The following is an 18,111-nucleotide window of genomic DNA, read 5'->3' as shown; positions in this document are numbered from 1 at the left end:
GTTCGACATGTAGTGTATGGACCTGGAGCGGGTGGTCGCGCACGACGCTGTCGGTATTTCCGACGAGGAGCGCGAGGCAGCCGTGCTCGCGCCGGTCATCACCCGCGACGGAGACCACTATCTCCTCTTCACCAAGCGTGCAGACCACCTCGGCGAACACCCCGGCCAGATGAGTTTCCCCGGCGGCGGCCGCGAGCCCAGCGACGACGGTCTCCAGGCGACCGCGCTCCGGGAAGCCAACGAGGAGATCAGTCTCGACCCGGCGGCTGCCGACATCGTCGGCCGACTCGACGACATCCGGACCGTCACCAGATACTCGGTGCGGCCGTACGTCGCTCGCGTTCCCGACGCGGAGTACACGCCCGACGAGCGGGAGGTCGCAGAGATCGCCATCCTCGCCGTCGAAGACCTGATCGACCTCGACAACTACGAGTCCGAACGCCGCGACCATCCCCACTACGGCGACATCCGCCTCCACTTTTTCACCGTCGACGGCTACACCGTCTGGGGCGCGACGGCGCGCATCCTCGTCCAGTTGCTGCAACTGGCGACCGACTGGCAGATGCCCGAGGAAGTCGATCGAGAGGTCGATCCGGATGCTGATCTCCCAGTGTAACCGTTTCATCGGTGAACCGAGAGCAGCGTCCGGAAGACGCTGATCTCCCAGTATAGCTGGTTCATCGGCGAACGGAGAGGGGCGGTAAACGACAGCGTTTTGCCGCGAGGGATCGGGATTCAGATAACTCGCGAGCGTGGCCGACGGCGGTCGCGGCCACGCGCTACTGGAGGAGACACGAATGTTAACCGAGGGCGTACTGGCGACGGCGGGTATCGACGCGATCGCGGTGAAACCGACGGAGTGTGACGTCTCGCGTGCGGGAGACCTCGCGGTCGAAACGGTGACGATCGACTACGAGGGCCGCGAACACCTCCCGGACGCCGAGACGCTGACGGACCTCGCCGACGACAAGACGGTCCGAGTAACGACGCCAGTCCGAGCCGACGGGTTCGACCCGCTCGGCGACGACGAGCGCTGGGAACGGCTCCCCGACTCCGTCGGACGGGTTCTCGTCGCGGGCCACCCGGCGTATCTGACCGACGAGGAGAAACAGCGGGCCGTCGCCCCGCGACTCGGGGCTGCCAGGGACCGCGCTCCGGACGCATGGGTCGGGACCGAGAGCGTCGAGCGGATCGCGCTCGCGGTCGGCGGCACCCAGTTCGAGTTGCTCTCGCGGTCGACCGAGCGCGATCTCCGCGCGCTCCGGGCGGCAGGCTTCGACGGCGAAATCGCCGTCTACGCGCCGCTGGTCGTGAGCGACGACGAGGACGCCATCCTCGACGCCGTCGGTGCCTACGCCGCACGCCGGAAACCCGTCCGAGAGGCACTGCCGGCCGACGCCGCGACGGACGCGACCGCAACTGGCCGAGCGCGGTCGGTCCTCTCGAAGGCCGTCCGGGACTACGCGCTCGTCGGCGACGAGGACAGCGTCCGAACGCAGACGGACCGGCTCCGAGACGCTGGCGTCGACACCGTCGTCGGCTACCCTGCTCGCGGGATCGACGCGGTCGCGGACTGATACGAGACCGATGGCATCCAAACGGGTTGCAGTCGTCGGTGGCGGCGCGGTGGGCGTGACCGCAGCGCGGGAACTCGCGGACGCCGGGGCAGCGGTGACGCTCTTCGAGCGGGGATCGGTCGCCGCCGGGAGTTCCGGCCGGGCCGCCGGCATCTGCTACGGCGCCGTCGCCGACCGCATCGACGCGGCCGTGGCCGCGGCGGCGATGGACCGCTTCCGCTCGCTCGCAGCCGAAACGCGCTTTTCGTTCACGGAACGCCCCTACGTCTGGCTGGCGCGCGACGGCGACGAGGGTCGCGCCGAGGCGATCGAAAAACAGGTCCCGCGGATGCGAAAACGGGGCCGTGACGTGGCGTTCGTCGAGCCAGCAGCTCTCGCGGATCGGTTCCCCGCGCTCCGGACCGACGACGTCGCGGTGGCCGCCATCGCCCACGACGCCGCCACAACTGACCCGGCGACCTACACCGAGGTCGTGGCAGCGCAGGCGCGGGCTGCCGGCGCGACCATCGAGACGGACACCGAGGTGGCCCTGGCGGAGGGACCAGCCGTCACGACGCCCGACCGCGTTCGGGAGTTCGACGCAGTCCTCGTCGCGGCCGGGGCCCACACCCGCAAGCTCCTCGCCGCGGTCGACGTTCCCGTTCCGGTCAAGGCCTACCGCGTGCAGGCGCTCGTGACCGAGCCGTCTCCGGCCAGCAGCGACGCACCCATCCTCTACGACGCGACGGCAGGGTTCTACTGCCGACCGCGCGACGGGGGATTCCTGGTGGGCGACGGGACTGAAGAACGGGACTTCGATCCGGACGACTGGGACCGAACGGCCGACGAGGCGTTCGTGACCTCGGCGTGTGACCGGTTCGGAGACGCGCTCGCTCGGGAAGTCGACGTGCCGGCAGTCGACCGGTCCTGGGCAGGCCTCTGTACGGCGACGCCCGACCGCGACCCGCTCGTGGGGGAAGTCGCTCCCGACCTGTTCGTCGCAGTCGGCTGGCACGGCCACGGGTTCATGCGAGCGCCCGCGCTGGGCGACGCGGTCGCACGGATGCTGCTAGAGAAAGACGTGGAGGGGGATAGTGACGGGTGGATCGGCGACGCGCTCGACGCGTTCGATCCGACCCGGTTCGACGGTGACGAGGAGTTCGCGGTCGTCGAGGGGATGACCGTCGAGTGATCAGGCCCCGTCGTCGGTCGCGTCTTCGCCCTCGGTGGTGTCGGTTTCCTCCGTGACGGGCATCTCGCTGGCGGTGTCTTCCTTGGGCACGCGAACTTCGAGCGTGCCGTTCTGTCGGAGGGTCGCGTCCGCCTCTTTCGGGTCGACGTCGGCGTCGGCGGGCAGCGTGATCTGTCCGTCGAGTGCGAGGCCGCGGCCGGGCAGGAGCATGTCGTAGCCCTCGTGGAAGTCGCGGAAGCGGTCGACGCGAACCTCGACGGTGTTGTCCTCGAACCGGACCTGAACGTCGCTACTGGTCGTGCCCGGCGCGTCGAAGACGGCGAGGTAGGCGTCCTCGCTCTCCAGGAGATCGACGGGCAGGGGACGGCGTTCCTGGACCGTGCTTGCCGCACGGCCGACGGTCTCCATCACGGCGTTACCGATCGAGCGGCCGAGTTCGCGGATCATAGTTCGATCGCTTCGAGGCAGTCGGTGCCACCGCACATCGGGCAGTTGAGGTCCGAGACGCTGAGATCGTCGGGGACGTCGTACGTATAGTGATTCTCGAACATGTCGAGTTCACAGTCCGGGGAGGTACACTTGATCTCCTCAGTCTTCGGCATACGTTCAGGTACGCCCGCGGACACCAAGAATGCCCCGGCTTTTTCTCTCTCGCTGCCCTCTCCTCGACCGTGACAGCGACCCTCCACGGCATCGACTTCAGCGGCGCTCGCCAGGCCGGCCACGGCATCTGGCTCGCCGAGGCGACCGTCGACGGCGACAGCCTTCGCGTGGAGAGTTGCGCGTCGGCCGCCGACCGCTTCGGCGTCGCCGAGCGCGCGCCATGTCTCGGCCGCCTGTGTGCGTTCCTCCGCGACGCCTCGGTCGTCGGACTGGACGTCTCGTTCGGCGTCCCGGCACCGGTCCACGGCCGCGACACCTGGGAGGACTCCCTGGAGTGGGTCGCGACCGCCGCGACAGACGTCGACGGCTTCGAGGAGGCGTGCGTCTCCCGTGCCGAGCAGACGGGGAGCGACCGGACGTACCTGCTCCGGGAAACCGACGGCCCCGTGGGGGCGCAGTCGCCGTACCACTGGCTCGTGGCCAGCCAGACGTTCCACGGCATCCGGGACGTTCTCGCACCATTGGCCCGGACCGACGACGTCTGCGTTCGGCCGATGCAGTCCCCGGCGGACGCGACGCCCGACGCGACCCAGCTCTGTGAGGTGTATCCGGCAGCCACCCTCGCGACCTGTTCGCTCCCCGCCCGCGAGTACAAGGACGACGACGGGCCAGCGCGGGAACGTCGCGAAGAGATCGTCGACGGCCTCGAAGCGGCGACTGCGATCGAGTTCGCCGCCGACGTCCGCGGCCAACTGATCGACGACGCGGGCGGCGACGCGCTCGATGCGGTCGTGGCGGCGCTCGCGACCCATCGCGCCCGTGAAGCCGACTTCGAGCCGGACCGGGCGTACGATCCCGTCGAGGGTCACATCTACGTGTAGTCAGTGGAGGTGCGGCAGGTCGTCGATGAGGATGGTCGCCGTCCCCTGAATGACGATGTCGTCGTCCTGGTTCTCGACGTGGGTCGCGACGCGGAACCGGTCGTTAGCGAGTCGATCGACGATCCGACACCGGGCGGTGAACGTGTCGCCGACGTCCGCGGGCGCGACGAACTCCAGTTCCTGGCTGAGGTAGATCGTCATTCCAGGGAACGCCGCCAGCGCCGCGCTGATGAGACCGGAAACGAGCGTCCCGTGGGCGATGCGCCGGCCGAACCGCGTGCGCTCGGCGAACTCGTCGTTGAGGTGGAGCGCGTTGGTGTCGCTCGTGATGCGGGCGAACTGACGGACCTCGTCGTCGGTGAGCGATCGCGTCAGGGAGACTTCGTCGCCGACGCCCAACTGTTCCTCGTCGGCGACCGAGAGTTCGAACTCGCCCCGGACCCCGCCGTAGGGCAGCCGCGGGGTCTGCATGTCCTCGATTTCGTTGAGAAACGGGAACGCCGCGGCCAGGAACTTCTGCGGGTCGGCCTGGAACTGCTCCTTACAACCTTCCGAGCAGAAGTAGTACTCCACGCCGTCGATCTCAGTGACGGCGCCGGGATCCTCGGGGTCGACCTCCATCCCGCACGCGATGTCGATTGCCATCGTCTCTAGGGACGGCGCTGAGTCCCGTAGTGGTGGTTCCGGACTGTGTGCGAGATGGTATCTCGGCCGCCGAGCCCGCACATCCACATCGTTTTACTCGTCGAGAGACAAGCGGCGTCCATGACAGACCCGGCAACCCTCGACGTGACCATCGTGGACGGCTACGTCGACGAGCCGGCTCACTTCGGCGTTCCTCCCTACGTCTCCACCTACCCTCGCTACACCGCCGGTGCGCTGGTCGATGCGGGCGTCCCGCCAGAACAGATCACCTACCACACCATCGACGCGCTCCGCGACGACAGCAGCCGCTGGCAGGACGTCGAAGAGGCCGACCTGTTCGTCTACGTCGGCGGCATGACCGTCCCCGGGAACTACGTCGGGGGCACCCCGGCCGAGCCCGACGAGGTCCGCCGGATGGCCTGGACCGCCGAAGGCACGTCGTTGATGGGCGGCCCCGTCCGCTTCGGCGTCGGCGAGGAGAACGCCGGCGCGCAGGACATGGAACGCGACGACCTGGACTACGACTTCGTCGCGAAAGGCGACGTGGAAGCCGCCGCCTACGACCTGGTCCACGGCGGCATGGAAGGGTTCGGCAACCGGATGCGCGACAACGAGGAGATCGCCCGGTGGGCTCGTGAGGGCGCGTTCATCATCGAACAGCACCCCAACCACCCCGACTACCTCATCTGCGAGATGGAGACCTCGCGGGGCTGTCCGTACCGGTGTTCGTTCTGCACGGAGCCGCTGTACGGCGACCCCTCCTTCCGCCCCACCGACACCGTCGTCGGCGAGGTCGAAGCCCTCTACGAGCGCGGTGCGCGGCACTTCCGCCTCGGTCGCCAGGCCGACATCCTCGCCTACGGCGGCGACGGCGAGAAACCGAACCCCGACGCGTTGCGGGACCTCTACGGCGGCATCCGCGAGGTGGCGCCCGACCTGGAGACGCTCCACCTCGACAACATGAATCCCATCACCATCGTCGAGTGGCCGGAGCTCTCCCGGGAGGGCATCCGGGTCATCGCCGAGCACAACACGCCCGGCGACACGGCCGCGTTCGGCCTCGAGTCGGCCGATCCCCTCGTCCAGGAGGAGAACAACCTCAACGTCTCCGCCGAGGAGTGTTTCCAGGCGGTCAAGATCGTCAACGAGGAGGGCGGCTGGCGACCCGGCGGTGACAAGGACACCGCGCCGAATCACGGCGAGGACGCAGCCCGGCGGCTGCCGAAGATCCTGCCGGGGATCAACCTCGTCCACGGGCTGATGGGCGAGCGGCCGGAAACCTACGAGCACAACAAGCAGTTCCTCCAGCGGGTGTACGACGAGGGGCTGATGCTCCGGCGGGTGAACATCCGCCAGGTCATGGCCTTCGCCGGGACGGACATGTCGGACACCGGCGCGGACATCGCCAAGGAGCACAAAAACCAGTTCAAGGCCTACAAGCGCGAGATTCGCGAGACCATCGACAACCCGATGCTCCAGCGAGTCGCGCCCCCGGGGACGGTCCTCCCGAACGTCCACCTCGAATACCACCAGGACGGGACGACCTTCGGTCGGCAACTCGGGACGTATCCGCTGCTGGTGGGCATTCCCGGCGAGCACGAACTCGGCCAGACGCTGGACGTGGCGGTCACCGACCACGGCTATCGCTCCGTGTCGGGGGTTCCCTATCCGCTCGACATCAACGCGGCGTCGATGGACGAACTCCAGGCGATTCCGGGGATCGGGAAGCAGACGGCGGGGAACATCGTCGTCAATCGGCCCTACGAGGCAGTCAGCGAGGTCGGAGAAATCGACGTGAGTGAGTTCGCAACCGTCAGCCAGTCCGAACGGGCGGACTAGCTCTGGAACTCTTTGAGGACTTCGAGGTCGCGGTCGGTTCGCATGAACTCGGCGGTGGGGCGCTGTTCGCCACAGTCCGGGCACGTGAACGACTCGCTCCGCGCCGGCAAGTCCATGGGTTTTGCCTCCCAGTCTTTGGTACACTCGGGACAGCGCAACTGAACGAACGCCTCGTTCATACTCCAGAATGCGCTGCCCGCATGTGAAAAACCTTCGGCGGTTCTCGTCCGGTGGGAGCGACCCGACAGGTCAAGTGCGTGGCTTGCAAACACGGCAGGTGAACGACCCATGTACGACGACATTCTCATCCCGACAGACGCCAGCCCCGGAGCCGAGGAAGCCATCAGCGAAGCCATCGAACTGGCAGCGCTGACCGACGCGACCGTTCACGCGCTCTACGTGGTGGACACGACGAACTACCCGACGCTGCCGGACGGAAAGTGGGCCACCGTCGAGGAGGCGCTCGAAGGCGAAGGCAAGCGAGCAGTCGACGCGATCGCCGACCGGGCAGCCGACGCCGGCCTCGACGCCGTCACCGCCGTCGAGACCGGGACGCCGCACAAGGAGATCCTCGACTACGCCGAGACCAACGACGTCGACCTCGTCGTCATGGGGACCCACGGCCAGACGGGGATCGACAAGGTGTTGCTCGGCAGCGTCACCGAAAACGTGCTGCGCGAGTCCGACCAGTCGGTGCTGGTCAAGAACATCGGCGACCGCGAGTAGTCGTCACCGCAGCCACTGTTCGCCCGATCAGAAACACGTCGGGAAGGGAACAGTCGACGCTGTAGCGAACAGAAGGTACTTTTGCACCCTACCGAAACAGTCGGGCAATGACCCAGGGCGTCGAGGTGAGCGTCGTCCTCCCGGCCTACAACGAGGCCGACACCATCGAGGAGACCGTGACGGTCACCCTCGAGACGCTCGCCGAGTTCCTCCCCGCACACAGCTACGAGGTCATCGTCGCCGAGGACGGCTGCGAAGACCGAACGCCGGCGATCGCCAGCCGACTCGCCGACGACGACGACCGCATCAGGCACGTCCACAGCGACGAGCGTCTGGGCCGCGGCGGCGCACTTGAGTACGCCTTCCGCGCCGCCGACGGCGAGACGCTGGTGTACTTCGACACCGACCTCGCGACGGACATGAAACACCTCGAAGAACTCGTCGAGAGCATCCGCTCCGACGGGTACGACTTCGCCACCGGCTCCCGCTGGGTGCCCGGCCAGCAGGCCGACCGCCCCGCGAAACGCGGGATTCCGAGCCGTGGCTACAACGGCCTCGTTCGACTGTTCCTGCGCTCGGAACTGCTCGACCACCAGTGTGGGTTCAAGGCGTTCGACCGCGAGGCGCTCTTCGCCCTCATCGGGGACGTCGAAGACGAACACTGGTTCTGGGACACGGAAGTCCTCGTCCGCGCGCAGAAGGACGGCTACCGCGTCAAGGAGTTCCCCGTCGAGTGGACGCCCAAGGGCGACTCGAAGGTCGACCTGGTCCGGGACGTGTTCGGGATGGGGAGCCAGATCCTCCGGACCTGGTGGCAACTGATCGTCAGCCCGCTCATCACCCGCCGGGTGACCCTGACCGCCGGGACGCTGCTGGTGGTGGTCGCGCTGGCGCTGATGACGGTGTATCTCGACCCGACGGCGGTCATCGACGAGATGGGCGCAGCCTGGAGCTCGAATCCCGCGCTCGTCGTCGCCGCCGCACTGGTGTACGTCGTTTCGTGGCCGCTCCGCGGGGCCCGCTACCGGGACATCCTGGCGGAGTTAGGGTATACAGAGCGCGTCGGTTTCCTCACGGGGGCGGTGTTCATTAGCCAGACGGGGAACCTCGTGTTCCCGGCACGGGCCGGTGACGCGGTCCGTGCGTACGTCGTAAAGGCTCGCCGTGGCATCCCGTATCCCTCCGGATTCGCGTCACTGGCCGTCGAACGCGTGTTCGACCTGTTGACGATCACTGCCCTGGCAGGGGCCGTGCTCGTCGGGTACGCGATCTTCGATCCAGCGAGTCTCTCGACGCTTGCGGCCGAGTTGACCGGCGCTCGTGAGAGCGGCCGTGTCGCCGTGTACGTGGCCATGGCGGTCGGGGCAGCGGCGCTCGCCGTCACGGCAGTCATCGTGGCGAGCGCTCGGAGCGACCGCAACTTCGTCAGGAGCGCCGTCCAGCGACTCTCGAACGATTCGTACGCCGATTACGTGGCAAGCGTCCTCGAAACCTTCACCGGCGACATCCAGCGCGTGGCGAGCCGGCCCGCAGCGTTCGCCCGAGTCGGGGCGAGTAGTCTCCTCATCTGGACGCTGGACGTCATCACCGCCGTCCTGGTGTTCGCCGCGTTCGAGGTGAACCTCTCGCTAGGCACGCTCCTGGCAGTCGGCTTCTTCGCCGTGAGCGTGGGCAACCTCGCGAAGGTCCTGCCGCTGTCCCCGGGCGGTATCGGCCTCTACGAGGGGGCGTTTTCCCTGCTGGTCGTCGCACTGACGCCGGTCACGTGGAGCGTCGCCATCGGTGCGGCGATCGTCGATCACGCCGTCAAGAACGTCGTCACGATCGCCGGCGGCGTCGCCTCGATGGGCTGGCTCAACGTCTCGCTCACCACCGCTGTAGAAGAGAGTCGGGAGGTCGACGGCGAAGCCGACGCAGCCGTCGATTCGAATTAGTAGAGGTCGGTGACGAACGGGCCGAGCGCGGCCGCGACCGCGTGGACCAGGGACGATTCCCGGTCGATGATGCCGTCCGAGAGTACGCCGGCCGCGCCCTGCTTCTCACCGAGGTCGTCGGTGCCGAGCAAGTCGTCGAACACGGGCCCGAGTTCCTCCCCGTCACGGACGCGGGCGGCGACGGTCTCGGGGAGTCGAATGCTGGGACCGCTTCCGCGCGTCGTCCGCGTCCCGTCGGAGACGGCAGCCCACATGACGAGATACAGGTCCGACGAGTCAGCGATTGGGGCGATGTCGGACGCCCACTCGCGGTCGCCGGTGCCTTCGCGGCGGAGTTCCGCCACGCCACCCTCGATGCCGATTCCGAGGTCGACTTCGGGGCCGAACGCCAGCGCGCTCTCGGCGCGGTTCTGGGCTCCTGCGATCGTCTGAGCGTGGCCGCGCGGCTGTTCGGGCACGTCCGAGTCGACGGCGACCGGATCGACGACGGCGTCGTAGTCGGCCAGCGCCCGTTCGGTCGCCGCGACCTTCACCGGATTCTCGCTCCCTACCGCAACGTGCATACCGGACCATTGTCTGAACTAGACTTGTGGCTTGCCATCGATTCACACTATATTAATCATTAACCACCGTTCGCAGAAACGGGCGGTATAGCGGGTGTGCGCGTCCCCCGCAGCAGCGAGCCGAAATATTTAAATAACTTTCGCTCTAATCAGTTTTTTACCGACAACCGTCCGGGGTTTTTCAGGACGTTTCCTGCCCGGATAGCATTCGCCTTGCCACAATGAGCGAGAACCAGAGAACACGCACGCGTACGGCGGTAGAGAGCAGTGAACGAGAAGAAGAGGACGAAAGCGAGCAGCTCGACTGTCCGGAGTGTGGGGGAAGCCTCGTCATGGACAACGAGCACGGCGAGACGGTCTGTGAAGACTGCGGGCTCGTCGTCGACGAAAACGAGATCGACCGCGGGCCGGAGTGGCGTGCGTTCGACGCCAGTGAGAAAGACGAGAAGTCCCGGGTCGGTGCCCCGACCACCAACATGATGCACGACAAGGGGCTCTCGACCAACATCGACTGGCGCGACAAGGACGCCTACGGCAACTCGCTGGGCTCCCGACAGCGCCAGAAGATGCAGCGCCTTCGGAAGTGGAACGAGCGCTTCCGCACCCGCGACTCCAAAGAACGCAACCTCAAGCAGGCCCTCGGCGAGATCGACCGCATGGCCTCAGCGCTCGGTCTCCCCGAGAACGTTCGAGAAACCGCCTCCGTCATCTATCGACGAGCACTCGACGAGGACCTGCTCCCCGGACGGTCGATCGAGGGCGTCGCCACGTCCTCGGTGTACGCGGCTGCACGGCAGGCAGGCGTCCCCCGGAGCCTCGACGAGATCACCGACGTTTCCCGCGTCGAGAAAAGCGAGATCGCCCGCACGTACCGCTACGTCGTCCGCGAACTCGGCCTCGAAGTGAAGCCGGCCGACCCCGAGAGCTACGTCCCGCGATTCGCCTCCTCGCTCGAACTCTCCGACGAGGCGGAACACCGCGCTCGCCAGCTCCTCCAGAACGCGAAAAAGCAGGGCGTCCACAGCGGCAAGTCACCCGTCGGCCTCGCGGCCGCCGCCGTCTACGCCGCCGCACTGCTGACCAACGAGAAGACCACGCAGGCCGCTGTCAGCGAAGTCGCAGACATCAGTGAGGTCACCATCCGCAACCGCTATCACGAACTGCTCGAAGCGGAGCAGGACCTCCCGATGGCCTGACCGGTCGACTGTTTCTGCGAACGGCGCTCGAACGCGACGCCAACGTCGCGGAACGCCCCCGATTGGTAACGAGTCGCATCGCCCGAATACGGGGGCCACACCCGGTCGAGAATCGCTTTTGAGAATTGCGGGGGTAGTCTTAATTTACGGGCAGTCGCCTGTGGCGATACCAATGACTTCAGGAACGGGTAACACGGGGCTCGCCGAGTCGGCCGGCGAGTACACCGCCGAGGAACTCGGCGCTGCCATCGACGAGTTGCTGGCGGCGACCGAGGAGGTCTCCGGCAGTTCTGACGAGATCAGTTCGCTCGCCAACGAACAGTCCGAGCGGATGCGAGACGTATCTAGCGAAGTGTCGAACCTCTCTGCGACCGTCGAGGAAGTCGCGTCTAGCGCCAGCGAGGTCAAGGCCGTCAGCGACCAGGCCCGAGAGCTCGCCGACGAGGGTCGCGAGTCGGCAGACGACGCCATCCAGGCCATGGAGAACGTCGACCAGGCCACCACGGATGTCGCCGGGGACGTCGACCAGCTACGAGGCCGGATCGACGAGATCGACGAGATCGTCGAGGTCATTAACGAGATCGCCGACCAGACGAACCTGCTCGCGCTGAACGCCTCGATCGAGGCCGCTCGCGCCGGGGAAGCCGGCGAAGGGTTCGCCGTCGTCGCCGACGAAGTCAAAGCGCTGGCCGAAGAGTCCAGGGAGAACGCCGCCGAGATCGAGGAGATGGTCGCCGAGATCAAAGCCGACACCGAGAACACGGTCGAGAGCATCGACGAGGCCAACGATCAGGTCGATACCGGGATCGAGCAGGTCGAAGGCGCAGTCAACACGCTCAAGCTCATCGACGACGCCGTCCAGGAGGCCGCCCAGGGCGCACAGGAAGTCGCCGACGCGACCGACGAACAGGCCGCCTCGACGGAGGAAGTCGCCAGCATGATCGACGAGGTCGCCGAGAGCGCGGACCGCGTCGCCACCGAGATCGACAACATCTCCGACACCAACGACGAGCAGGTCGAGCGCGTCGAGGAACTCAAGCGCATCGTCGAGGAACTCCGCGCCGACACCGTTTGAGCCGGGCTGTTTCTCTCTGTTCGTCCCGCGTCCGACCACAAGAGTCGAAAGGGGGCCGTCCGTGGGGACGGGCATGGAGACCGAACACAGGGTCGTCGTCGGGGACGCGCGGTCGATGGGTGCGATCGACGACGACGCGGTGGAACTCGTCGTCACCTCGCCGCCCTACCCCCTCATCGAGATGTGGGATGACACCTTCGCCGACCTGGACCCTGCCATCGGTGACGCGCTGGACGCCGGCGACGGCGATCGCGCCTTCGAGTTGATGCACGACGTGCTGGACGAGGTCTGGGCCGAAGTCGTCCGCGTCCTCGCCCCCGGTGGCGTCCTCTGTCTCAACGTCGGTGACGCTACGCGGACGGTCGACGGGGAGTTCCGCCTGTTCCCCAACCACGCCGAAATCACGAACCGGCTCACCGACCGGGGCCTGCGGTCGCTCCCCGACATCCTCTGGCGGAAGCCGACCAACAGCCCCAACAAGTTCCTGGGCTCGGGCATGCTCCCCCCGAACGCCTATCCGACGCTCGAACACGAGCACGTGCTGGTCTTCCGCAACGGGTCCACCCGCGGCTTTCCGCCCGGAGACGACCAGCGCTACGAGAGCGCGTACTTCTGGGAGGAGCGCAACGAGTGGTTCTCCGACCTCTGGGACGTCCCCGGCGAGGACCAGCACCTCGACGGCGTCGATGCTCGGGAGCGCTCCGGGGCCTTCCCGCTGGAGATTCCGCTCCGGCTGATCCGCATGTTCTCGGCGTACGGCGAGACCGTGCTCGACCCGTTCTGGGGCACCGGCACCACGACGCTCGCGGCGATGGTCGCCGGCCGCGATTCCGTCGGCTACGAGACCGACCCCGGCTTCCGCGACGCGTTCGACGACCTCGTCGAGACCGTGCCGACGCTCGCCGACGAACAGACCGAGGACCGTCTCGACCGCCACCGCGAGTTCGTCGCCGAGCGACGGGAGGCAGGGAATCCACCGAGTTACGAGGCCGCACACTACGACGTGCCCGTCGTCACCAAACAGGAACGGCAGATCCGCCTCTACACCGTCGCGGACGTTCAGGAGCGGACGGTCACCGACGGCGACTCGCCGGTCGACGCCACGTACGAGGTCACGCACGAACCCGTCCTGGACTGATCGGGCGCGATCGAACCGTCCCACCGAGAGAGATATTCTTTTATAATACACGAAGGAAGCGGCAATATGGACTTCGAGTCGTTCGTGTTGGCCGCCGCGACGGCCGACCTGCGCGACGAACCAGCCGCACGCGACCACGCCGACGCCGTCGAATTTCGCATGGACATGGCCGAGGAGCCGCTGACGGCCTTGGAGGAGTACGACGGCGAGTTACCGATCATCGCGACCAACCGCGTCGAGTGGGAGGGCGGTAACGCCCCCGACGAGGAGGCGCGGACGGAGGCGCTGTGTACCGCCGCCGAACACGACGCCGTCGAGGCGATCGACGTCGAACTCGAGGCGATCCTGGAGGGTGACGCCGCCTACGTCGTCAACTACGCCCACGACAACGGTGCCGACGTCATCGTCTCGACGCACGACTTCGAGAAAACGCCGGAACCGCCGAAGCTCCGGCAGTTGCTCGACCGGGCCGCCAAACACGGCGACGTCGGCAAGCTCGCGGTAACCGCCGAGACGATCGACGACGTGCTCGAACTGCTCGCCGCGACGCGCGCTTCCGACGCTGGTGGCGACCGCGTCGCGACGATGGCCATGGGAGAGGCGGGCCGACACTCGCGCGCCGTGGCACCGCTGTACGGGTCGAAGATCGGCTACGCGCCGGTGAAACCCGAGAGCGCGACCGCGCCCGGCCAGTACGACCTGGCGACGCTGCGCCGGCTGGTCACCGACCTCGCCTCCGGCGAGGGCGGCCCCGGCGAGTAATCCGTCACAGTCGGACCGAGACCGTCGGCGTCTCGACAGCGACTGTCACGAAGACGGAAGCTTAACAACGGCTCGTTCCTGATTTCGCGCATAGTGCAAGGGACTGCACGCAAGCGACCATGGCTGGCTGCGCTGCTCGCGTTCATCCACCCGGGACTCGGACACGTCTACCTGCGGGAGTGGCTGCGAGCACTGCTGTGGTTCGGGCTCGTGCTGACGACGGCGTCGTTCATGGTCCCCGAAGGGATCGTCCCCGAGACGGTGACCGTGGACTCGCTCATGCAGATGTCTCGGGCGCTGCCGGTGGAATCGGTGCTGGCGCTCGCGTCCATCACGATCATGAGCATGGTCGACGCCTACTGGATGGCCACGCAGCGCAACCAGCAGCGCGAACGAACCGAGGCCGGAGCGCGCTGTCCCAACTGCGGTCGCGACGTCGACGACGACCTCGATTTCTGCCACTGGTGTACGACGGAACTCGACGCGGCCGACAGCGAGGGATCGGACGAACCCAGTCGGGTGTGAGTGCGTTACTGGAACGTGATCAATTAGTATCCGGCTGTAGTGAGCACCGGACTTCTGTCAGCGGTAGATGATAGACTATTGGACGTCGCTGAAAAGAAGGGCAACTGACATTGCGGCAAGGAATGAGTGTTCGTCTGTGAACATCAGACGTGTCGGTAAGGCATCCGCTGGTCTGGGTGTATTATTTCTTGTCCTCGGTTTCATCACCACTCCATGGGTAGGGTCGCGAGAATTGGCACTCTGCCAGACGTACGGTTCTCCAGCGTTTCGTGGAATTCGGGTTTCGGATTGGGTTCTCGTTTGGTATGACGGGTGCAATGAGTGGACATTCTCGTTCTTTGCTGCTCTCGGACTCGTCTATCTGCTCGGAGCCGTCGTCGCGGGATTGGCTGTATTCTATCGCTCTGTATTCCGTCCGCAGACCTTCGGCACGGATTGAAATCAACTGCTCAGTACCGGTGCTGTAGTATCTAGTATCTGCCGAGCGCGAAGCGCGAGGCGGTTCACGCGAGCGGCTTGCCGCTCGCGCCTTTTTAGTCCAGGTTTTTGCTTCGTGGGGTGCCCGCAGGCCGAAGGCCGAGGACACCCCCGACGTAAAAAAGTGGGATTACAACGGGAAGCTTCGCGGTTCGCGCTGGACGGAGATCCACTTCGTTTCTGTCATCTCTCGCATGATGTACTCCCCGTTGTAGCGCCCCATTCCCGACGATTTCATGCCGCCGAACGGCACGTGGCCCTCGTCGTTGATCGGCTGGTCGTTGATGTGGACCATCCCCGCCTCGATGGCGTCGGCGACGTCCTCCGCGCGGTTCCGGTCCGAAGAGAACACCGACGCCGCGAGACCGAACTCGGTCGCGTTGGCCATCTCGATGGCTTCCTCGTCGTTCGAGAACGGAATCACGGGCGCGACGGGGCCGAAGTGCTCGTTACAGGAGGCAGTCATGTCGTTCGTCGCGTCCGAGAGCACCGTCGGCTCGACGACGAGCCCGTCGTGATCGCCGCCGGTTTCCAGCGTCGCGCCCTGCTCGACGGTCTCCTCGATGTAGTCGAGAATCTGGTCGCGCTGGGACTCGTTGATGATCGGGCCGACGAGGGTGCTCATGTCGTGGGCGCTGCCCGTGGGGACCATCTCGGCTTTCTGGACCAACTGCTCGACGTACTCGTCGTAGACCGACTCGTGGACGAGGTGGCGGTTGATCGAGATACACACCTGACCCTGGTGGGCGAACGTGCCGAAGGCGCCGGCGGAGGCGGCGTTGTCCACGTCCGCGTCTTCGAGGACGACCTGCGGGCCGTTCCCGCCGAGTTCGAGCGCCGGGAACGCGAGCGAGTCGACCGCTTGTTTCGCGACGTGGCGACCGACCTCCGTCGAGCCCGTGAAGGCCACCACGTCGGTGTCGGGGTGGCCGGCGACGCGGTCGCCGATCTCCGAGCCGTGGCCGGGGACGACGTTGATGAGGCCCGGCGGGAGGCCGGCTTCCTCGAACAGGCGGGCGACGAGCAGTCCGCTGGTGACCGGCGTGTCCGAGGCCGGTTTGAGCACGACGGCGTTACCCGTCGCGATGGCCGGCGCGACGGCGCGGATCGAGAGGTGGAACGGGAAGTTCCACGGCGGGATGACGGACACGACGCCCGCCGGTTCCTGCTTGACGAGGTTCTCCTTGCCCTCGATGAACGAGTCCTTGATCTCCCCGGACATCCGGTTCGGGAAGCTCCGCGCTTCGGAGACGATGCCCTCGGCCGTGTTGATCTCCATCTGGGCTTTCATGTGGCCGCTGCCCGATTCCGTCTTGAGCAGCTCCATGATTGCGTCCTCGTGCTCGTCGATGGCGTCGAGCACCTTGTCGATGACCAGCGCCTTCTGTTTCGGGTCCTTCTCGGCCCAGCCCGGCTGGCTGCGTGTCGCTGCCTCGAAGGCGGCGTCCACGTCGTCGACGGTCCCGGCGGGTACCTCTGCCCACTGTTCTCGTTTGGAGGGATCGCTGACCGAGATCGTGTCCCGATTCCCCGCCGATTCCCAGTTCCCACCCAGGAGAAGGGCGTTCCAGTCCGCATCCACCGCGATGTCCGGTGCCGAGCGCTTCGACCGTTCAGTCTGTTCCGACATACCTTACCAATGGAAGAGAAGGCGGAAAAACTCAGGGGTGGCGGTAACCGAAAAGAATTGTTCGCGTCGTGAAGGCCGTCCGCTCGTAACCGCGAGGGGTTACTTTTCGATGATCGACTCTTCGACGGCTTCGCCGAAGTGCCGGGCCGTGTCCTCGTAGTAGATCTTCACTTCATCGCCCGCTTCGAGGTCGGTGACGGCTTTGCGACCCTCGCTGGTCGGGACTTTGATGGTTTCTGCGTTCTGGAGGAGCGTCTCGATGCGGTCGCCGTTCTCGGTTTCGGCCTGCACGCGGAACATCGGGCGCTTTTCGATCTTGACGCGGCCGACGATGGCTTCGCGGGTGTTGCCCTCCAGATCGACGACCTGGACCTCGTCGCCGCTCTTGAGTTCCGAGAGGTACTTCGTCTCGCCGCCGGGCGTCCGGACGTACGCGTGGACGGCACCGGCGTTCACGCGGAAGGGACGCGAGGCGACGTACGGCGACTCGGCGGTCTCGGCGTGGACGAAGAAGAGACCGCGGGCCATCGAGCCGATGAGCATGCCCTCCTCGTGTTCCATCAGGTTGCCCGTGTCGATGCAGACGCGGTCGGCCGAGCCGGTCTGTTCGACGTCCGTGACCTCGGCCCACTGGAGATCAAGCGACTCGCGCTGGACCTCGTCGCGCACGTCGACGGTTTTGCGGATCTCGTCGGGGTCGTCCGTGTCGAGCAGGACGCCGTCGGCGCCGAGTTCCAGCGTCTCGAAGGCCGTGCGCGCCTCGGTGGCGTCCTGGACGCCAGCGATGAGGTCGGTCTCGGTACCGATGCGGGCGATCAGGTTCTCCAGCGGAATGATCTTCCAGTCCTCGCCGATGACGATGGTGAAGTCGGCTTCCTCGGCGACTTCTTCGGCGAAGGACTCGTAGTCCTTGTCGCGGATGTGAACGTACCCACCCTGGAGGCCGTCGCCGTCGGTCCGGAGCGTCGAGAGATCCGCAGAGCCAGAGAAGTCGGTGGGGAGATCGACGGTCCCGTCGCCCTCGCCGTCCTTCCCGACGATGATGGCGTCGGCGTCGATCTCGTCTTCTTCGGCTTCCATGACGTGGACGTCGCCGTTCGAGAAGGCGGCGACGTCGACCTGACCGAGCTCTCGGACCCGCTCGACGTCGTCGTCGTCGACCAGCACCCAGTCGACGCCGGCTTCCAGGCCGGCGGTGATGCGGCGTTTGCGAGCCTCCCAGTCGCCGACCTCGTCGTCGGCCTTCAACCACACGGAGCGTGTCATGTGTCAGGCGTCGCGGCCGCCGTGCTTGAACATGGCGGATTCGTCAGTACCTTTTTTCGACGGGGGTTTCCTCGCGCGCCGAAGGCGCGCTGTGGGAACCCAC

At 66.4% G+C, this 18,111-nt stretch carries 19 protein-coding genes; 12 read left to right on the top strand and 7 right to left on the bottom strand.

Annotated elements, in window-relative coordinates; genetic code table 11:
- The first annotated feature begins 16 nt into the window (after nucleotides 1–16).
- From ACFR9U_RS08030 to ACFR9U_RS08020, 3 genes are all read left to right on the top strand, one after another.
- Nucleotides 17–616: an NUDIX hydrolase gene (locus tag ACFR9U_RS08030; protein ID WP_247375730.1), complete on the top strand. Its 600-nt coding sequence runs from the start codon at nucleotides 17–19 to the stop codon at nucleotides 614–616.
- Nucleotides 617–797: 181 nt separating this feature from the next.
- The gene (locus tag ACFR9U_RS08025; protein ID WP_247375732.1) at nucleotides 798–1,577 is read left to right on the top strand and encodes a DUF7388 family protein; all 780 of its coding nucleotides are present in this window, start codon (nucleotides 798–800) and stop codon (nucleotides 1,575–1,577) included.
- 10 nt (nucleotides 1,578–1,587) lie between these two features.
- The gene (locus ACFR9U_RS08020; RefSeq protein WP_379814113.1) at nucleotides 1,588–2,748 is read left to right on the top strand and encodes an NAD(P)/FAD-dependent oxidoreductase; all 1,161 of its coding nucleotides are present in this window, start codon (nucleotides 1,588–1,590) and stop codon (nucleotides 2,746–2,748) included.
- Here the strand turns inward: ACFR9U_RS08020 and ACFR9U_RS08015 are convergent, their stop codons facing one another.
- Both ACFR9U_RS08015 and ACFR9U_RS08010 read right to left on the bottom strand, forming a co-directional pair.
- The gene (locus ACFR9U_RS08015) at nucleotides 2,749–3,195 is read right to left on the bottom strand and encodes an Hsp20/alpha crystallin family protein (protein WP_247375736.1); all 447 of its coding nucleotides are present in this window, start codon (nucleotides 3,193–3,195) and stop codon (nucleotides 2,749–2,751) included.
- Nucleotides 3,192–3,350, bottom strand: a complete 159-nt coding sequence (locus tag ACFR9U_RS08010; RefSeq protein ID WP_247375738.1) for a DUF7559 family protein — start codon at nucleotides 3,348–3,350, stop codon at nucleotides 3,192–3,194. Before ACFR9U_RS08010 ends, ACFR9U_RS08015 begins: the two co-directional genes overlap by 4 nt.
- Nucleotides 3,351–3,419: 69 nt before the next feature.
- Between ACFR9U_RS08010 and ACFR9U_RS08005 the strand changes: the two genes are divergently transcribed.
- Nucleotides 3,420–4,232: a DUF429 domain-containing protein gene (locus ACFR9U_RS08005; RefSeq protein WP_247375740.1), complete on the top strand. Its 813-nt coding sequence runs from the start codon at nucleotides 3,420–3,422 to the stop codon at nucleotides 4,230–4,232.
- Here the strand turns inward: ACFR9U_RS08005 and ACFR9U_RS08000 are convergent, their stop codons facing one another.
- On the bottom strand, nucleotides 4,233–4,877 hold the full coding sequence (locus ACFR9U_RS08000; RefSeq protein WP_247375742.1) for a MaoC/PaaZ C-terminal domain-containing protein: 645 nt from the start codon (nucleotides 4,875–4,877) through the stop codon (nucleotides 4,233–4,235). It abuts the gene before it with no gap.
- A 120-nt stretch (nucleotides 4,878–4,997) separates the two neighbouring features.
- Between ACFR9U_RS08000 and ACFR9U_RS07995 the strand changes: the two genes are divergently transcribed.
- A complete protein-coding gene (locus tag ACFR9U_RS07995) occupies nucleotides 4,998–6,716 on the top strand; it encodes a radical SAM protein (protein WP_247375744.1) in 1,719 nt (572 codons plus the stop codon).
- Here the strand turns inward: ACFR9U_RS07995 and ACFR9U_RS07990 are convergent.
- Nucleotides 6,713–6,895 (bottom strand): DUF7836 family putative zinc-binding protein, encoded by a 183-nt coding sequence (locus ACFR9U_RS07990; RefSeq protein WP_247375746.1) that lies wholly within the window; start codon nucleotides 6,893–6,895, stop codon nucleotides 6,713–6,715. The genes ACFR9U_RS07995 and ACFR9U_RS07990 overlap by 4 nt on opposite strands.
- Nucleotides 6,896–7,004: 109 nt before the next feature.
- Here ACFR9U_RS07990 and ACFR9U_RS07985 point away from each other — a divergent pair, with 109 nt between their 5' ends.
- On the top strand, nucleotides 7,005–7,442 hold the full coding sequence (locus ACFR9U_RS07985) for a universal stress protein (protein WP_247375748.1): 438 nt from the start codon (nucleotides 7,005–7,007) through the stop codon (nucleotides 7,440–7,442).
- A 107-nt stretch (nucleotides 7,443–7,549) separates the two neighbouring features.
- Nucleotides 7,550–9,376: a flippase-like domain-containing protein gene (locus tag ACFR9U_RS07980; RefSeq protein ID WP_247375750.1), complete on the top strand. Its 1,827-nt coding sequence runs from the start codon at nucleotides 7,550–7,552 to the stop codon at nucleotides 9,374–9,376.
- On the opposite strand, the gene ACFR9U_RS07975 is transcribed toward ACFR9U_RS07980, so the two are convergent.
- A complete protein-coding gene (locus ACFR9U_RS07975) occupies nucleotides 9,373–9,939 on the bottom strand; it encodes a DUF84 family protein (protein ID WP_247375752.1) in 567 nt (188 codons plus the stop codon). The genes ACFR9U_RS07980 and ACFR9U_RS07975 overlap by 4 nt on opposite strands.
- 221 nt (nucleotides 9,940–10,160) lie before the next feature.
- Between ACFR9U_RS07975 and ACFR9U_RS07970 the strand changes: the two genes are divergently transcribed.
- From ACFR9U_RS07970 to ACFR9U_RS07950, 5 genes are all read left to right on the top strand, one after another.
- Nucleotides 10,161–11,135, top strand: a complete 975-nt coding sequence (locus ACFR9U_RS07970) for a transcription initiation factor IIB (RefSeq protein WP_247375754.1) — start codon at nucleotides 10,161–10,163, stop codon at nucleotides 11,133–11,135.
- A 172-nt stretch (nucleotides 11,136–11,307) separates the two neighbouring features.
- Nucleotides 11,308–12,210, top strand: coding sequence for a methyl-accepting chemotaxis protein (locus tag ACFR9U_RS07965; RefSeq protein ID WP_247375756.1), 903 nt, complete (start codon nucleotides 11,308–11,310; stop codon nucleotides 12,208–12,210).
- A 73-nt stretch (nucleotides 12,211–12,283) separates the two neighbouring features.
- Nucleotides 12,284–13,348 carry a DNA-methyltransferase gene (locus ACFR9U_RS07960; RefSeq protein ID WP_247375758.1) on the top strand — a complete coding sequence of 355 codons (1,065 nt, stop codon included), beginning with the start codon at nucleotides 12,284–12,286 and terminating at the stop codon, nucleotides 13,346–13,348.
- A 66-nt stretch (nucleotides 13,349–13,414) separates the two neighbouring features.
- The gene (locus tag ACFR9U_RS07955) at nucleotides 13,415–14,110 is read left to right on the top strand and encodes a type I 3-dehydroquinate dehydratase (protein ID WP_247375760.1); all 696 of its coding nucleotides are present in this window, start codon (nucleotides 13,415–13,417) and stop codon (nucleotides 14,108–14,110) included.
- Between the two features lie 93 nt (nucleotides 14,111–14,203).
- Entirely contained in the window at nucleotides 14,204–14,635 is a 432-nt protein-coding gene (locus tag ACFR9U_RS07950; RefSeq protein ID WP_247375762.1) for a DUF6677 family protein, read from the top strand.
- A gap of 607 nt (nucleotides 14,636–15,242) precedes the next feature.
- Here the strand turns inward: ACFR9U_RS07950 and ACFR9U_RS07945 are convergent.
- The gene (locus ACFR9U_RS07945) at nucleotides 15,243–16,742 is read right to left on the bottom strand and encodes an aldehyde dehydrogenase family protein (protein WP_247375763.1); all 1,500 of its coding nucleotides are present in this window, start codon (nucleotides 16,740–16,742) and stop codon (nucleotides 15,243–15,245) included.
- Nucleotides 16,743–16,841: 99 nt separating this feature from the next.
- A complete protein-coding gene (locus tag ACFR9U_RS07940) occupies nucleotides 16,842–18,008 on the bottom strand; it encodes a 3-dehydroquinate synthase II (protein WP_247375765.1) in 1,167 nt (388 codons plus the stop codon).
- Nucleotides 18,009–18,111 lie beyond the last annotated feature (103 nt).

This window comes from Halorientalis brevis (assembly GCF_042678165.1).
Lineage (GTDB): Archaea > Halobacteriota > Halobacteria > Halobacteriales > Haloarculaceae > Halorientalis > Halorientalis brevis.
The sequence above is the reverse complement of the archived record's forward strand: the minus strand, read 5'-3'. Positions and strand labels throughout refer to the sequence as shown.

What these genes read in the sequence shown, in the direction of transcription:
- ACFR9U_RS08030 (WP_247375730.1), top strand. Translation starts at nt 17, where the DNA reads ATGGACCTGGAGCGGGTGGTCGCGCACGACGCTGTCGGTATTTCCGAC.
- ACFR9U_RS08025 (WP_247375732.1), top strand. Translation starts at nt 798, where the DNA reads ATGTTAACCGAGGGCGTACTGGCGACGGCGGGTATCGACGCGATCGCG.
- ACFR9U_RS08020 (WP_379814113.1), top strand. Translation starts at nt 1,588, where the DNA reads ATGGCATCCAAACGGGTTGCAGTCGTCGGTGGCGGCGCGGTGGGCGTG.
- ACFR9U_RS08015 (WP_247375736.1), bottom strand. Translation starts at nt 3,195, where the DNA reads ATGATCCGCGAACTCGGCCGCTCGATCGGTAACGCCGTGATGGAGACC.
- ACFR9U_RS08010 (WP_247375738.1), bottom strand. Translation starts at nt 3,350, where the DNA reads ATGCCGAAGACTGAGGAGATCAAGTGTACCTCCCCGGACTGTGAACTC.
- ACFR9U_RS08000 (WP_247375742.1), bottom strand. Translation starts at nt 4,877, where the DNA reads ATGGCAATCGACATCGCGTGCGGGATGGAGGTCGACCCCGAGGATCCC.
- ACFR9U_RS07995 (WP_247375744.1), top strand. Translation starts at nt 4,998, where the DNA reads ATGACAGACCCGGCAACCCTCGACGTGACCATCGTGGACGGCTACGTC.
- ACFR9U_RS07990 (WP_247375746.1), bottom strand. Translation starts at nt 6,895, where the DNA reads ATGAACGAGGCGTTCGTTCAGTTGCGCTGTCCCGAGTGTACCAAAGAC.
- ACFR9U_RS07985 (WP_247375748.1), top strand. Translation starts at nt 7,005, where the DNA reads ATGTACGACGACATTCTCATCCCGACAGACGCCAGCCCCGGAGCCGAG.
- ACFR9U_RS07980 (WP_247375750.1), top strand. Translation starts at nt 7,550, where the DNA reads ATGACCCAGGGCGTCGAGGTGAGCGTCGTCCTCCCGGCCTACAACGAG.
- ACFR9U_RS07975 (WP_247375752.1), bottom strand. Translation starts at nt 9,939, where the DNA reads ATGCACGTTGCGGTAGGGAGCGAGAATCCGGTGAAGGTCGCGGCGACC.
- ACFR9U_RS07970 (WP_247375754.1), top strand. Translation starts at nt 10,161, where the DNA reads ATGAGCGAGAACCAGAGAACACGCACGCGTACGGCGGTAGAGAGCAGT.
- ACFR9U_RS07965 (WP_247375756.1), top strand. Translation starts at nt 11,308, where the DNA reads ATGACTTCAGGAACGGGTAACACGGGGCTCGCCGAGTCGGCCGGCGAG.
- ACFR9U_RS07960 (WP_247375758.1), top strand. Translation starts at nt 12,284, where the DNA reads ATGGAGACCGAACACAGGGTCGTCGTCGGGGACGCGCGGTCGATGGGT.
- ACFR9U_RS07955 (WP_247375760.1), top strand. Translation starts at nt 13,415, where the DNA reads ATGGACTTCGAGTCGTTCGTGTTGGCCGCCGCGACGGCCGACCTGCGC.
- ACFR9U_RS07945 (WP_247375763.1), bottom strand. Translation starts at nt 16,742, where the DNA reads ATGTCGGAACAGACTGAACGGTCGAAGCGCTCGGCACCGGACATCGCG.
- ACFR9U_RS07940 (WP_247375765.1), bottom strand. Translation starts at nt 18,008, where the DNA reads ATGACACGCTCCGTGTGGTTGAAGGCCGACGACGAGGTCGGCGACTGG.